Source organism: Streptomyces laurentii, from assembly GCF_040635425.1.
GTDB lineage: Bacteria > Actinomycetota > Actinomycetes > Streptomycetales > Streptomycetaceae > Streptomyces > Streptomyces laurentii.
Genome location: NZ_JBEYHT010000009.1, coordinates 25,838 through 39,209 on the forward strand (window position 1 = coordinate 25,838; position 13,372 = coordinate 39,209).

General features: G+C 70.3%; 12 protein-coding genes and 2 pseudogenes. 8 read left to right on the forward strand and 6 right to left on the reverse strand.

The window, feature by feature from the left end; genetic code table 11:
- The first annotated feature begins 100 nt into the window (after positions 1–100).
- From ABZ693_RS08355 to ABZ693_RS08375, 5 genes are all read left to right on the forward strand, one after another.
- Positions 101–727, forward strand: coding sequence for a 2OG-Fe(II) oxygenase (locus tag ABZ693_RS08355; RefSeq protein ID WP_359874769.1), 627 nt, complete (start codon positions 101–103; stop codon positions 725–727).
- A gap of 32 nt (positions 728–759) precedes the next feature.
- Positions 760–1,464, forward strand: a complete 705-nt coding sequence (locus ABZ693_RS08360) for a hypothetical protein (RefSeq protein WP_359874771.1) — start codon at positions 760–762, stop codon at positions 1,462–1,464.
- Between the two features lie 44 nt (positions 1,465–1,508).
- The gene (locus tag ABZ693_RS08365; protein WP_359874773.1) at positions 1,509–2,381 is read left to right on the forward strand and encodes a glycosyltransferase family 2 protein; all 873 of its coding nucleotides are present in this window, start codon (positions 1,509–1,511) and stop codon (positions 2,379–2,381) included.
- Positions 2,382–2,788: 407 nt separating this feature from the next.
- On the forward strand, positions 2,789–3,250 hold the full coding sequence (locus ABZ693_RS08370; protein WP_359874775.1) for a hypothetical protein: 462 nt from the start codon (positions 2,789–2,791) through the stop codon (positions 3,248–3,250).
- 329 nt (positions 3,251–3,579) lie between these two features.
- Positions 3,580–4,203 carry a hypothetical protein gene (locus tag ABZ693_RS08375; RefSeq protein ID WP_359874777.1) on the forward strand — a complete coding sequence of 208 codons (624 nt, stop codon included), beginning with the start codon at positions 3,580–3,582 and terminating at the stop codon, positions 4,201–4,203.
- On the opposite strand, the pseudogene ABZ693_RS08380 reads toward ABZ693_RS08375, so the two are convergent.
- From ABZ693_RS08380 to ABZ693_RS08405, 6 genes and pseudogenes are all read right to left on the reverse strand, one after another.
- A pseudogene (locus ABZ693_RS08380) lies at positions 4,149–4,298 on the reverse strand (ATP-binding protein); the annotation flags it as partial. The gene ABZ693_RS08375 and the pseudogene ABZ693_RS08380 sit on opposite strands and share 55 nt — an antisense overlap.
- A gap of 279 nt (positions 4,299–4,577) precedes the next feature.
- Positions 4,578–5,259: pseudogene (locus tag ABZ693_RS08385) on the reverse strand (transposase).
- A 330-nt stretch (positions 5,260–5,589) separates the two neighbouring features.
- The gene (locus ABZ693_RS08390) at positions 5,590–6,600 is read right to left on the reverse strand and encodes an aldo/keto reductase (protein ID WP_359874779.1); all 1,011 of its coding nucleotides are present in this window, start codon (positions 6,598–6,600) and stop codon (positions 5,590–5,592) included.
- A 779-nt stretch (positions 6,601–7,379) separates the two neighbouring features.
- A complete protein-coding gene (locus ABZ693_RS08395; protein ID WP_359874955.1) occupies positions 7,380–8,042 on the reverse strand; it encodes a tetratricopeptide repeat protein in 663 nt (220 codons plus the stop codon).
- Positions 8,039–8,368: a DsbA family protein gene (locus ABZ693_RS08400; protein WP_359874781.1), complete on the reverse strand. Its 330-nt coding sequence runs from the start codon at positions 8,366–8,368 to the stop codon at positions 8,039–8,041. Before ABZ693_RS08400 ends, ABZ693_RS08395 begins: the two co-directional genes overlap by 4 nt.
- A gap of 354 nt (positions 8,369–8,722) precedes the next feature.
- Positions 8,723–9,481 (reverse strand): DeoR/GlpR family DNA-binding transcription regulator, encoded by a 759-nt coding sequence (locus tag ABZ693_RS08405; protein WP_359874783.1) that lies wholly within the window; start codon positions 9,479–9,481, stop codon positions 8,723–8,725.
- Positions 9,482–9,554: 73 nt separating this feature from the next.
- Between ABZ693_RS08405 and ABZ693_RS08410 the strand changes: the two genes are divergently transcribed.
- The 3 genes from ABZ693_RS08410 (at position 9,555) to ABZ693_RS08420 (ending at position 13,323) form a co-directional block, all read left to right on the forward strand.
- Positions 9,555–10,760 (forward strand): MFS transporter, encoded by a 1,206-nt coding sequence (locus ABZ693_RS08410; RefSeq protein WP_359874957.1) that lies wholly within the window; start codon positions 9,555–9,557, stop codon positions 10,758–10,760.
- Between the two features lie 189 nt (positions 10,761–10,949).
- Entirely contained in the window at positions 10,950–12,377 is a 1,428-nt protein-coding gene (locus ABZ693_RS08415; RefSeq protein WP_359874785.1) for an FG-GAP-like repeat-containing protein, read from the forward strand.
- Positions 12,378–12,498: 121 nt separating this feature from the next.
- The gene (locus ABZ693_RS08420) at positions 12,499–13,323 is read left to right on the forward strand and encodes an SDR family oxidoreductase (RefSeq protein WP_359874787.1); all 825 of its coding nucleotides are present in this window, start codon (positions 12,499–12,501) and stop codon (positions 13,321–13,323) included.
- Positions 13,324–13,372: the final 49 nt, after the last annotated feature.

A 13,372-nucleotide genomic window follows, 5' to 3' on the forward strand; every position in this document is an offset into this window, starting at 1 on the left:
CGGTCGGGCTAGTCCCGCGTGCGGGTCGCGGTGGACGGCGCTTGTCTGAAGAAGTGTCGTTCCACGCCAGGAGACGTACGCGACCGGGAGGCGCCAGGACATGCAGCCGCAGTTCAGGACACAGAACATCGCGTCGACCCGTGGATTCCTTTCGGTCGGCGAATGCGCCGACGTCATCAGGGCCATGGCCCAGGCGCCGCGGGAGCCGGCTCAGATCGTGCGCGCGGGCGAATCGATCCTGGACGAGTCGCTGCGCCTGTGCTTCGACCACCACTTCCCGGAGGACTTCAAGCGCCGCGTCGGCGAGCGCATGACGTCCTATTTCGTCGACCACCGCGCGGACTTCGACTCGGACGCGGACTATTTGTACGGCCCGTACTTCATGTCGTACGAGAAAGGCAGCTACTTCCGCGCGCACCGGGATGTGGCCAACCACAAGGACGATCCGCCCCGGCTGGCCGCCCACCGGTGGTCGCTGCTGCTCTACCTCAACGGGCGCGACGGCAGCGAGGCTCTGCCGGCCTTCGACGGCGGCGCGCTCACCGTCTACGAGACCGACCCGGGCCTGCGCGACCGCCGGGTGGTCGTGGTACCCGAGCCCGGCATGCTGGTGTTGTTCCGGTCCTCCCTGATGCACGAGGTGGCGACCGTGCGCGACGGCACGCGGTACGCGGTCGCAGGGTGGATGTCCCGTGCAGACTCCCCCGCCCTCGCAGGCCCGCGATGACCCACCACTCCCCCGCGAACGAGTCGGTCCGGATGACGGTGACGAAGGAGACCGACGTCGAAACACGGACCGCGCTCGCCGCGTTCTGCCGCCGCAACCGGTTTCCGTACCTCTATTCCGAGGTCCTCGAACCGCTGCTGTCCCGGGGCGGCCTGGTGCTGGCGCTGGCCGTGACGGAGCGGCCCTGGCCGCCCAAGGGCATCGGATCGCAGACCGTCGAGGCCGTGGGCATCGCCATGATCGGCAGCGAGGACCGGGCCCATCTCACCCCCGTCCTGACGGACCGGCGGAACGCCACCAACATCGGGCTCGTCGGCGCCGTGACCAAGCAGCTGTTGGAACATCTGCGCGAGGCGAACGTACCGTCGGTCGGATATCTGGTCCGCCAGGGCGACCGGGCTCTCGAGCGCGTGCTCGAGCAGGCCGGTTTCGCCGAGGCCGACTTCCAGTCGTCCACCGAGTTCGCCGACTACCTGGAATTCTCCGCAGCGCCGCAGAAGGTGCTCGACACGCTGAGCCTGGGCCGGCTGAGGCTCGGCGACCTGCTGGCACTCGGCCTGGACGGCGGCGAGCTCGACCGGCTGAGCTCCTACCACTTCGCACTGAACGCCGGACTCACGGCCTATCTGCAGGATTCGATCCGGTACGCGGCCATGCTGCCGGGCCTGATCGACCTGATCGCCACGTCTCCTCCCGGCGGAGTTCCGCCCGGCACGCCCGGCCCCCCGGTGGAATGATCCGCACGGCGCCCGGGGTGGGGCGAGGGCCTCTTGAGCGGCCGGTGACCGTTTCCCTGGTGATCGCGAGCCTGGACGAGGGCGCGGAGCTGCACGAGACCCTGAGGTCCGTGTTCGCCGGGTCGGACGTCGCCGACGAGACCATCGTCATCGACGACGGCGGCACCGACGGCAGTTGTGCCGCCTTGGAGCGGGAGGAGTGGCGCGCGCGAGGGGTCGTGGTACGCCGCATCCCGCGCAGCGGCGTCGCGGCGGCCCGCAACGCGGGCGCCCGGCTCGCCCGGGGCACGCACCTGCTGTTCCTGGACGCGCACTGCCGGCTGGAGCGGGACTGCCTCGGCCGACTGCGGGCCTCGCTGGCCGCCGAACCCGATGCCGTCCTCGCACCCGGCCTGCGCGACTTCGGCGGCACGGCGCTGGGCTGCGGCGCCCGCCTGATCGACGCCGACTTGCGGGTGCGCTGGCTGCCGCCGGGGCCGGACGGCGCCCCGCACCCGGTGCCCGTCGCACCGGGCGGCTGCCTGGCCGTGCGGCAAGCGGTGTTCGAGCGGCTCGGCGGCTTCGGGGCCTTTCGCGAGCTGGGGCTTGAGGACGTCGACTTCAGCCTGCGGGCCTGGCGCGCCGGGATCGACGTGCTGGCCGTCCCGTCGGCACGACTGGAGCACCGATTCCGTCCGTACCCGCCCTACCGTCTGGGCTCCGCGAGCCGCGCGTACAACGTGGCACGGGTGGCCCTCGTCCATTTCGACGGGTCGCGCCGCGAGGAGTGCCTGCGCAAGGTGATCGGTACGCCCAGGGCCGCGGAGGTGCTGATCGAGGCGTTCGCGAGCGACTGGGAGGTGCAACGATGCGCCGTCGCGGCGGCGAGTGTGCGCTCCGCCGAGGCGTTCTTCGAGAGGTTCGGCGACTGGAGGTGAGGCCTGTCCAGCGTGCGCTGTGCCGCCTCGCGGGCGCTCCGGGCCGGATCCTCCGTGAGGACCCGCCCACAGAGTGACCTCCCGGGCATCAGGCCGGGGCGCAGGGCAATGGCGAGGCACCCGCTCTCACCGGCCTCGTCGAGGGGCACCGGTTCTCGATCTTCTCGTGTCGTACTCGGCGAAGAAGCTCGGCTTCTTCTAGGGACACACAAAGAGGCGCCTGACCTAAGCTTTTGCCCGTCAGGCGCCTCTCGCTCGCCTCGCACATAAAGGGGTCGCGTTTGCACCGAAACTCCCAGTTCATCCCACCGGTGTCCCACTCCTGACCAGGACTTCCGGACCAGTCACGGGCCAAAACCCCGGCACCGCTGCCCCAGCTACCCGATACCTTCCACCTGGGGCTGGTCATGAAGATCGCCGAGGCTCGTGTGACGACGGGGCGCACCGACCTGCTCCTGCGTCCGCAAGGCCGGAAGCCGGAAGCCGAGATCGTGCGCGGAGTACGGGAAGAGGAGTGGGCGGCGCACTCCTCGGACCGGCCGCTGTACACGGGCGTCAGCTGCCTGCTCGTGCCCATGGAGTGCCTGACCGGCGCCGCCTACACCCGCAAGGCCGAGGCCCTGGGGCTGACCGGCGAGCGGGAGCCTCTCATGGGCCGCGTCGCCTGCCGCTACCAGGACTGGCGGATCGGCGTCGCCAGCCAGTGGGCCCAGCGGTGGGTCGACCGGAACTTCAGCCTCAGGAGCCTGGAGAAGATCCTCGACGGTCTCCCGCGGCATGCGGTCCGGCAGGTGGCTTTGATCACGAGTCTTGGTTCTGGCTCAGCTTCCGTGCAACGGCGACTCCGAGTGACGTCCGGGTGTCTCTGAACAGCTCCGGAAGTCGCCCGAAAATCAGCCGTCGGCTTGGTGGTTGGGCTGAAGGTCCGGGGCTTGGAAGAGGTCTTGCTCCGGTTGAAGGAGCTGTTGTTTCCGTCGGTCCCGGACATCGAGGTGCTGTCGGTAGACGTGAATATCGAGATAGTGCGCGTTGACGCGCGGTGCTCGGCGGTCGGTGCCGCATGCCCGGGGTGCGGAGCCTGGTCGACCCAGCTGTCGCCGTACTCGTTGAAGTGCCCAGCCAGGTACGGGTGAACGTGCTCAGCTTGGTGGATGGCAACCTGTCGGCCTTGTTGCGGGGACCTCAGGAAAGGGGCCCCATGTTGCTCGGGCTGGAGAGAACGGATGATCGACTCATGGCCATGAACCGAGGTGCTTTTGGCGACGTCCCGTTGACCACGCTCTTCCCTTTCCTGTCGCCTGCCGACGTGGAGTCCCTGAGGCATGCGGCTCGGGCAGTCGATGCGGCTCGCGTCGACGGAGGAGGGGTGGAGTGGGAATGGGCACCGCAGCACGCGGTCTTCCCGGGCACGCAGCCGTGGACGCCGATCGTTCTCGGCCTGGATGTCATTGAGCATGCGACTGGGGTCGATCAGCTGGAGTTCCAGCTTGAGGTGGTGTGGACAGACCGGGGCCGGCTCGCAGTCGACGCGGCGGTGATCGTGGCCTGCTGGTGCGATACCGATCACGCCACCCATGACGTCGACGCGCTCAGGCTTGTCGTCGGCGAGGAGAACTCGCTGACTGGCGCCTTCCAAACAGGCGCTGAGCGAGTGATCGGCTGGATGACCGACCCTCGTGACGCGGACTACTGGCGTGTCCAAGCGGGACTGCCCGCCCGCCGGCATTGCCAGGAAGCTGGCGGGTCGACGACGGGGATTGCCTGCGGTCAGGCCACGTTCGTGTCGCGTTCGATGGCGGCGAGCCGGTTCTTGAGCCGGTAGCTCGGACTGTTCATCGAGACGACATCGCGGTGATGCAGGAGCCGGTCGAGGATGGCCGTGGCGAGGACTTCGTCGCCGAACACCTGTCCCCACTCATCTGGGGCTGGCACATGTTCCTTCTTGAGGATCTCTGCTGCCACCGGCCCGTATCCACCTTCTGCGGTCCTCGTTGGTCTTCACGGTGGCGCTCAGGTCTTCCAGGTGCCAGGAGTGCGACAGCGATCCGAAGCACGCGTCCACCCTCCCTCACGGGATCTTCCCCACATCACAGACGGTCGACGAATCAATGGGATGCGCCCACACGATGGGCCCATCCGGGGACTTCCCCCGCCGCCACTTGTCCCTTAGAGATTCCGCGGGTAGAGGACAAGGCGTCATGGTCGGCGGGCTGGCCGTGCGTCCCAGCGTTGGCCGGTCCAGGCTTCGCGGATGAGGCGTCGGATCACGATGATCGCGGTCATCAACGCGAGCAGTGCGTTGATGACGGCCGCTCGACGTTCCGTGCAGGAAAGGGTGAAGTTGAAGCCGCGGCTGTACCAGAAGTTGGTGCGCTCGACGACCCAGCGGCGAGTGTGGTTGATCGGGATCACGACGCCCTTGGGCTGGATCCGCCACTCGCAGCCGAGATCGGTCAGCAGTTTGCGGGTGACCGTGGAGTCGTAGCCCGCGTCAAGGTACACCGTGATCTGCTCAGGCAAGGCGAGCTCGAAACGCGCGAGCTTCTCTGGCGTCGGGCGCAGCAACGGGGAGTCATGCCTGTTCGCGACGGTCACGACACAGCCCAGCGGGATCCCGCGTCCGTCGGTCATCCGCGACCACTTGATCCCGAGTTTTCCTCGGTCAATCGGTGATTTCCCGGCGACCTCGCCACCGCAGGGCGCTTTGGTGATCCGCCCGTCGACAGTGATGTCGGCCAGGTCCAGGCCCACGACACAGTCGCAGGTCTCCGATCCGTGGGTTGTGACAGCCCCACGGATGTGTCTCGAGATGCGGTGGCAGGAGGGCCTCGAACTGGACCCACAAGGGCTCGATTGCCCATGCTCCGACGGCGGGCACCGGTGCTCCGTTTTCAGATGTAGAGATGTAGGAGTCCCACGTCAAAACGGATCCCGGTGCCCGCGCACATCGGCCTTACGCCCTGACCGCGAAATCTCTTGCCAAACTCAGGAGCAGCCGATGGACGTCAGCTACTTCGGTGACCGCGGGTACGTCCCGCTGCGCGTGGCCCTGCTGCTGGCCGAGGTGGCGGGCATCCTGCTCACCGCGCCGGCGGGCAGCGCGCAGATCATGCAGTTGCGCGCGACCGCCCGCACGTACCGCCGGGCCCACCACAGGGCTGTGAAGGCCGAGGCCAAGGACTCGTCGAAGGCCCGGCGGCAGCCCGGGCTACCGAGAGCCCGTCACAGGGCGCGACTTGTAGAAAGACTCCTCCAGGTAGGCGACCTCGTGCGGCTGGTAGGGCTCCTCCAAGTAGGCAGCCTCGTCTTCGTCGAGTTCGACGTTCACCGCGGCAAGTGCGTCGGCAAGCTGGGCCGGCTTGGTGACCCCGACGATGGGCGAGGTCACCGCCGGGTTGCGTATGACCCAGGCCAGGGCGACCTGGGCCGGGGACAGACCCCGCTTGCCCGCGATCTCGTGGACACGCTCGGCCACTGCCTGGTCCCCGTCGCGGTAGAGGATCTTGCCGCCCTCATCGGTCCTGGCACGCGCCGTGGCGGTGTCCCGGACCCGCGTCAGCCTGCCCCGCGCCAGCGGGCTCCACGGAATCACGCCGATGCCCTGGTCGGCGCAGAGCGGGAGCATCTCCCGCTCTGCTTCCCGGTGGATGAGGTTGTAGTGGTCCTGCATCGACACGAACCGGGTCCAGCCGTTCAGGTCAGCCAGGTACAGGGCCTTGGCGAACTGCCAGGCGTACATGGAAGAGGCTCCGATGTAGCGGACCTTCCCGGACTTGACCGCGTCGTGCAGCGCCTCGAGGGTTTCCTCAATCGGGGTGTCATAGTCCCAGCGGTGGATCTGGTACAGGTCGATGTAGTCGGTCCCCAGTCGCTTCAGGGAAGCGTCGAGCTCGGCGAAGATCGCCTTGCGGGACAGCCCAGCGCCATTCGGGCCGGGGCGCATCCGCATCCAGACCTTGGTGGAGAGAACGACCTCCTCGCGCCGGGTGAAGTCCTTGACCGCCTGGCCGACGATCTCCTCGCTGCTTCCGGCGCTATACCCATTGGCCGTGTCAAGGAAGTTGACGCCGCTCTCAAGGGCCTGCTTGATGATGTCCCGGCTGGCGTCCGCGCCCAGCGACCAGGGCTCGCCGCCCCGGTCCCGCTCGCCGGAGCTCATGCAACCGAGGGCGATGGCGGAGACTCCCAGTCCGGTCGTTCCGAGTTTGATGTATCGCATGCGCCGAACCTAGGAGTCGGAGTGCGCTCTCACGCAAACTCGGAGGCGTGGGCATGTTCCGCTGGTCCGGGCGGCGGTATCGCAGCGCTCGCGAGGGCGCCCCTACCCGCGGAATCCCTTAACTGAAATCAATACAATCGCCACCCGAGGGCGGAAGCGGAACGTCGATCACACCGCCACGGCCTGCGATGATCACCGATCTCGATGATCATCCGACAAGCGTCCGGCGACGCGGCCGTGGCGCCCGCCGGCCATCAACCCGCCCCCGACTCGGCGACAAGGCCGCGACTCACGCCTGATTGGCCCGGATATTACCCTCGGCAGGCGCCCACGCCTCACCGGTCAGCCTCGGCCACAGCAGCCACATCGACCGATATGCATCTGGTCGCTTCCAGGAGCGGAGCCGGCGACCCTGTCACCCGACACCCCACATCTCCTCCGGCCGGAACCGATCCGCCCCCTCCCCGCCCACCTTCGGCCGGTGCGGCTCGCGGGGCCCGATCAGAGCGACCGTCGCCCGTGACGGCAAGGCCGCCGCCGTCACCCCCGTCACCCCCGTCACCCCCGTCACCGGACACGATCGAACCGCCGAAGATCGCCGACCAGCCCCAAGACCCGATCGCCGCACCTCGGCGCCGGCCGCCCCGGCATCGCCCGGCCCTTATGGATCTTCACTACCAACCCGGCCGGCGCTGCCGGCCGCGCCGGCCGTAGCGGGATGAGGAGAAGCCACGAGCGTCGGCTCACGCGACGACACCGAGGCGCGAGACCGTCGGAGATCAGCCCGTCTTCCCGTACTCGGGATTCATCGCGGCGGCGATCCGCAGATGCGGAGCGGCTTCCTCGTGCTCACCCTGACGCTCCAGGGCCCGGCCCAGCAGCAGCCGGGCGTAGGCGTCGTCCGGGTTCTGTGCCACCAGCGCCTCCAGCCCGCCGCGTGCCCGCGACAGCTGCGCCGAGTGGAAGTGGGCACGCGCCGCGAGCATCCGCACCGTACGCTCCTCGGGGTACTCCGTCATGAGTTCGCCCAGCAGCGTCAGGCAGCCCAGCGGATCGCCCTTGTCGAGCAGCGCTTCGGCCAGCCTCAGTCGCTCGACCTCGGCCGGCAGTTCGCGCCGCGGCTCGGCCACGGCCCGCGCCACGAACCGCGCGATCACCTCGGGTGCGTGCGCGCCCGCCAGCGCTTCCCCGTCGATCACCAGGGTCGGCGAGGTCCTCACCCCGATCGCCTTGCCCCGCAACAGGGCCTCTCGTACGTACGCCTCCGCCCCACCCTCGCTCAGCAGCCGGCCCCCCTCGGCGAAACCGGCCGCGGCGGCGATCCCCTGAAGCGTCTCGGCCGCGCTGATGTCCCTCCGCTCCACGAAGTGGGCCCGCAGCACCCCCTCGAGTACGGCGTTCTGAAGGGCGGCTCCACCCTGCTCGTACGCCAGGGCGATCAGCCGGTGCGCGTCGTGACTCGAAGCCCGCCACGCCGCGCCCCAGTGCGGCCCAAGCCCTCGGCGGCGGCGATCTCCGAGACCCTGGCCTGGTTCTCGGCCGTGGTCGCCTCAGGCGCGCAGCCTTGCAGCGTCGTGTCCACCACCGGATCCCGCAGCGCGTCCTCCAGGGGCTCCGCCCGCGCCGGCGCCATCGGATCGATCCGGAACGGCCGCCACACCACCTCGACCGGCTCGCCGTCCCATTCTTCGAGCGCCAGAGCCAGCCGCCGCTTGCCGATGTACGCCCAGGCGCAGACCACGTCCGCCCACACTTCGATGTGCCTCATGACTTCACGTCATTCAACACATGTTGCACATTCAACATTAATCGCGCATGCCGGCCGCCTGGCGGCTCCACCGATCCCACGATGTGTCCGCCTGCCTGCCGTTCACCGGCCGCGACAGGGGGGCGGTGAGGCGGTCGAACCGGACGACCTGCGGCACCCGGATCGGAGCGGTCCGCGGTCGGGCCGTCGCCGTGCCCCACGGCCGCCCCCGGTCGTTCCGCCGGCGCCGAGGCGGTCGTCACTCCCGGCCGAAGTCCGCAGCCGCACGCCAGAGGGTCACGTGCCGCCCTCGCCACTCACCGAGGGGCCGAGAGACCGACCGCCCGGAGACGGCCATCCGCCGCGGCCTGGCGGTCACACCTTCCGTACGACCGCCCCGGCCGCGGTCAGGGCGGCAGTCCGGTCGTCGGGGGCCGATACGTCGGTGACGACGGAGTGCAGCGCCGAGGCCGGGGCGACGAAGGCCAGGGCGGTCCGGGACAGCTTCGAGGCGTCGGCGACCGCGATGACGCGACGGGCCGAGGCGATCGCGGCGCGCTTGACCGCGGCGTCGGCCAGGTCGTAGGCGGTCAGCCCGTCGGCGGCGGTGAGGCCGCAGCAGCCGATGACGGCGGTGTCGAACCGCAGGGCGGCCAGAGATGCCTCGGTCAACGGGCCGGTCAGGGCGAGCTCACCCGGGCGCGGCAGGCCGCCGGGGACCAGGAGGGTCAGTCGGGGGGCGCTCGTCAGGGCGTTGACGGCGTGCAGGGACAGCGGCATGACGGTGACCCGCCGGTCGTGGAGGGCACGGGCGACCTCCAGGCAGGTCGTACCGCTGTCGAGGAGGACCGACTCGCCCTCGGCGATCAGGCGTGCGGCCTCCGCGGCGATGCGTCGTTTGGTCTCCTGGTCCTCGGCGGCCCGTAGTGCGAACGGCGGCTCCTGGCCGCGCAGCAGCAGGGTGCGCGCCCCACCGCGATAGCGCTCCAGGACCCCCTGCTCGGCCAGGCCCTCCAGGTCGCGGCGGACGGTCATCTCCGACGCTCCGGTGAGCTCCGCCAGTTCGGCCACGCTCATACGGCCCGCCGCACGCACGGCGTCCGCGATCTTCCTCAGTCGTTCGGTGCTCCCCATACCCCTTAGTGAACACAATGACTGTTCAAAACTCTAGTTACGAACAGAGATACTGTTCTGTATGTTCGAGCGCATGATGCGCTCGCTTCGGGTCGCCCGCTGGGCCACCTTCACCTACTTCGGGTTGAACGGCTTCGTCATGGGCATGTGGGTCGTCCACATCCCGGCGATCGAGCATCGGATCGGGATCGGTCATGCCGCGCTCGGCTGGCTGCTGTTGCTGCTGGGCGCGGGCGCCTTCGCCGGCATGCAGCTGGCCGGGCCGCTCACGGACCGTCTCGGCCCGCGCATCGCCGTACCCGCCGGGGCGGCCCTGTGCAGCGTGGCTCTGGCCCTGCCCGGCCTGGCCACCGGGCCCACGGCACTCGGCGGCGCGCTGCTCGCCCTGGGCTTCGGCAACGGCTGCCTCGACGTCGCGATGAACGCCCACGCGGTCCACGTCGAACACGCCTACCGGCGGCCGGTGATGTCCGCCTTCCACGCGGTCTTCTCCCTCGGCGGCGTGCTGGCCGCCCTGGTCGGCGCCCGTACCCTCGGCCAGGGTTACCCGCCCGAGGCGACGCTCGGAACAGCCGCTGGGCTCGGCCTGGCGATCGGTTTGCTCGCGGCACCCGCGCTGCTGCGTACTCCGCGTCCCCCGCGTGAATCGTCGCCCGCCAAGGTGTCCGGAGGCCGGCGCGCGACTCCGGCCCGGGTCTGGGCCCTGGCCGTGCTCGCCCTGATGCTGATGCTCTGCGAGGGGGTGGCCAACGACTGGTCCACCCTGCATCTGCGGGACGCTCTCGGCGCCTCCGCCGCCACGGCCGCGATGGCCTACGGCGCCTTCGCGACCGCGATGACCGCGGGGCGGCTCCTGACCGATCGGATCGCCGGTCGCTTCGGTGCCGTCGCGGTCCTGCGCTACGGGGCCGCCACGGCCGCCGCCGGCCTGGGCACGGCGGCCCTCTCGCCTTGGATCGCTCCCGCGCTGGCAGGATGGGCGCTGTTCGGGATCGGCCTGTCCGGCTGCGTTCCCCAACTGTTCAGCGCCGCCGGGCACATCGAGCCCGAAGCCGCCGCGACGAACGTGTCCCGCGTCGCGGGCCTCGGCTACCTCGGCATGCTCGCCGGGCCCGCCGTGATCGGACCGCTCACCCACCTCGCCCCGCTCAACCTGGTGCTTCTGCTGCCGGTGGCCCTGTGCGCGGTCGCCGCTGCCGCGGCCGGCGTCCTGCGCTCGGCTTCCGGCACCCCGACGCGGACCGCTGCGTCGATGACCACCGAAGCGAGTGGCCGGTGACGCGGCGGCACGGCAGGGGCCGGATCGAGCCGTGCACGGCGTATGCGATGCCGGCGCCGGTCACACTCCACCGCGGGAGAGTCGGGCCATCGCGCCCATCGGCCGCACACCCGGCAGCACTACGAACCCCCTTACTATGCGGGGACTGCGTCGCACACCGGGTGCGTCGAGTGGGAGGGGATCGAGTTCATGAGGAACAGAAGTGGCCTGCACGGCGGTTGGAGAACGGGTGCGCTCCTGATCGCCGTCGTCGTGGGTGCTCCGCTGCTGTCGGCCGAGCCCGCGGCGGCCACCCACGGGGCGGTGCCCGGCGACTTCAACGGCGACGGCTACCGTGACGCCGTTCTGCCCGCGCCGGGGGCGTACGTCGCCGGTCATCAGAGAGCCGGCGCCGTGGTCGTCCTCTACGGATCGAAGTCGGGGCTGTCGACGTCCCGGCGGGCGGTCGTCACGCAGAACAGCGCGGGGGTGCCGGGCGCGGCCGAGCCGGGTGACGGCTTCGGCTCCGCCACCGCGACGGCCGACCTGAACGGGGACGGCTATGCGGACCTGGTGGTCTCCGCCGTCGGCGAGGACACCCCGCAGGGCCAGGACTCCGGCATGGTGACGGTCCTGTGGGGCAGCGGCACGGGGCTGACGTCCGGCACCGTCCTCCCGACGCCCCATCCCGGCACCTACTTCGGCCTCGACGTGGCGGCGCTCAGTACCGGCCCCGGCGCGAAGACCGAGGTGCTCGTCGCCGGCTACGCGGGAGCGACCCGTTTCACCGGGCCGTTCACCAGCGGGGGCACCTATGGCCAGGCGGTGGAGATCCGGGAGACTCCTTCCCTGGCAAGCGTCGCGCTGGGTGACTTCGACCGCGGGGGATACCCGGACGAGGCGGCCGTCACCGTCCGGCAGCACGACCTGAGCGGCGGCGCGGTGTACATCGCGCCCGGTTCCGGGGACCCACAGCAGGCGGGCAACGGCCTCACCACGGCCACCGGAGACGTCAACGGCGACGGATACGCCGACCTCGTGGTCGGAGACCCCGACGAACCGGAGAAGGCCGGAGCCGACGGCGCGCCGGGCGGGCGGGTCCTTCTCTGGTACGGCTCGGCGCAGGGCATCGCGCGGGACGCGAAGCCGGTGCAGCTGACCCAGGACACCCCCGGTGTTCCTGGTGGGAGCGAGAAGGGGGACGAATTCGGAGCCGCCCTCGCGGTGGCCGACCTCAACCGTGACGGGCTGGCGGACATCGTCGTCGGCTCGCCGGGCGAGGACACCGGCCCGGCCGACGCCGGGACGGTGACGATCGTCCCCGGCAGCCGCACCGGGGCGCTGGGCAGCGGTTCCTACGTCTTCACCCAGGACACCCCCGACGTTCCCGGCGGCGGCGAGCCCGGAGACAAGTTCGGCAACGCGCTGGCCGCGGGCGACATCAACAAGGACGGCAATCCGGAACTCTTCATCAGCGCCGAGGCGGAGAACAACTACACCGGCGCGATCTGGGTCCTCCCGGGCGGTACGGGCGGCCCCACCGCCAAGGGCAGCAGCATGATCACCGCCCCGTCCGTCGGCTTCCCGCAGCAGGACAGCACCCGGCTGGGTGGCACCGGAAGCTTCGGAATCTTCTAGCAGAGCGCGGTCACCGGTGCGCGGGCACCCTCCACCTCGCACCTGACGGAACGCCCTCGTGCGACGCTTCCTTCGTCCCGCCGTACGACCGACCGCGGGGAATCCACTACGGTGGTCAGGCATGACAGCGCTGATCGTGGGTGGCAGCGGTTTCCTGGGGGCCGAACTGGTTCGCCAGGCAACGGCCGGCGGCCGTGACGTGGCCGCGACCTTCAACTCCCGCCCCTGTGACCGTCCTGGCGTCTCGTGGCACCACGTGGACCTGAGAGATCCCCGTCGTCTCGGCCGGCTCATCGATGCCGTGGGAGCCGACGTGGTGATCAACGCGTCCAGCGGGAACGCCGACTGGGCGGTCACCGCCGACGGTTCCTTCCGCCTCGCCGGGGAGACGGCGAGGCGGGGTATTCGGCTGGTACACGTGTCCAGTGACGCCGTTTTCTCCGGCAGCCGCTCCCCCTACGACGAGACGGCTTTCCCTGATCCGGTGACCCCGTACGGGGGTGCGAAGGCCGCAGCCGAAACCGCGGTGCGTCTGCTGCACCCTTCCGCGGCCGTCGCCCGCACATCGCTGATCATCGGAGACGGCGGATCCACCCACGAACGCGTCGTACACGAACTCGCCGCCGGCACCCGGAAGGGTGCCCTGTTCACGGACGTCATCCGCTGCCCCGTGCATGTGGCCGATCTGGCAGCCGGCCTGTGGGAACTCGCGGACTCCGACGCCGCGGGTGTCTTCCACCTGGCCGGGCCGGATGCCGTCAGCCGCTACGACCTCGGGGTCCTCATCGCCCGGCGCGACGGTCTGGAGCCCGCGCTGTTGCCCTCCGGCCGCCGAGCGGACACCGGCCTTCCCGGCGCCTTGGAGGTACGTCTCGACGGCCGCGCGACGCAGCGCCTGCTGAGCACCGCAATCCGCGGTGCGAGGACCTTCCTCGGCAAGGGCTGACGCCGCGTGCGCCGGCCCGGACCGAGCCGTCTTGGTGCCCATACCCCCG

Coding starts and splice junctions, on each gene's coding strand:
- ABZ693_RS08355 (WP_359874769.1), top strand. CDS start 101: ATGCAGCCGCAGTTCAGGACACAGAACATCGCGTCGACCCGTGGATTC.
- ABZ693_RS08360 (WP_359874771.1), top strand. CDS start 760: ATGACGGTGACGAAGGAGACCGACGTCGAAACACGGACCGCGCTCGCC.
- ABZ693_RS08370 (WP_359874775.1), top strand. CDS start 2,789: ATGAAGATCGCCGAGGCTCGTGTGACGACGGGGCGCACCGACCTGCTC.
- ABZ693_RS08375 (WP_359874777.1), top strand. CDS start 3,580: ATGTTGCTCGGGCTGGAGAGAACGGATGATCGACTCATGGCCATGAAC.
- ABZ693_RS08390 (WP_359874779.1), bottom strand. CDS start 6,600: ATGCGATACATCAAACTCGGAACGACCGGACTGGGAGTCTCCGCCATC.
- ABZ693_RS08400 (WP_359874781.1), bottom strand. CDS start 8,368: ATGAGGCACATCGAAGTGTGGGCGGACGTGGTCTGCGCCTGGGCGTAC.
- ABZ693_RS08405 (WP_359874783.1), bottom strand. CDS start 9,481: ATGGGGAGCACCGAACGACTGAGGAAGATCGCGGACGCCGTGCGTGCG.
- ABZ693_RS08410 (WP_359874957.1), top strand. CDS start 9,555: ATGATGCGCTCGCTTCGGGTCGCCCGCTGGGCCACCTTCACCTACTTC.
- ABZ693_RS08415 (WP_359874785.1), top strand. CDS start 10,950: ATGAGGAACAGAAGTGGCCTGCACGGCGGTTGGAGAACGGGTGCGCTC.
- ABZ693_RS08420 (WP_359874787.1), top strand. CDS start 12,499: ATGACAGCGCTGATCGTGGGTGGCAGCGGTTTCCTGGGGGCCGAACTG.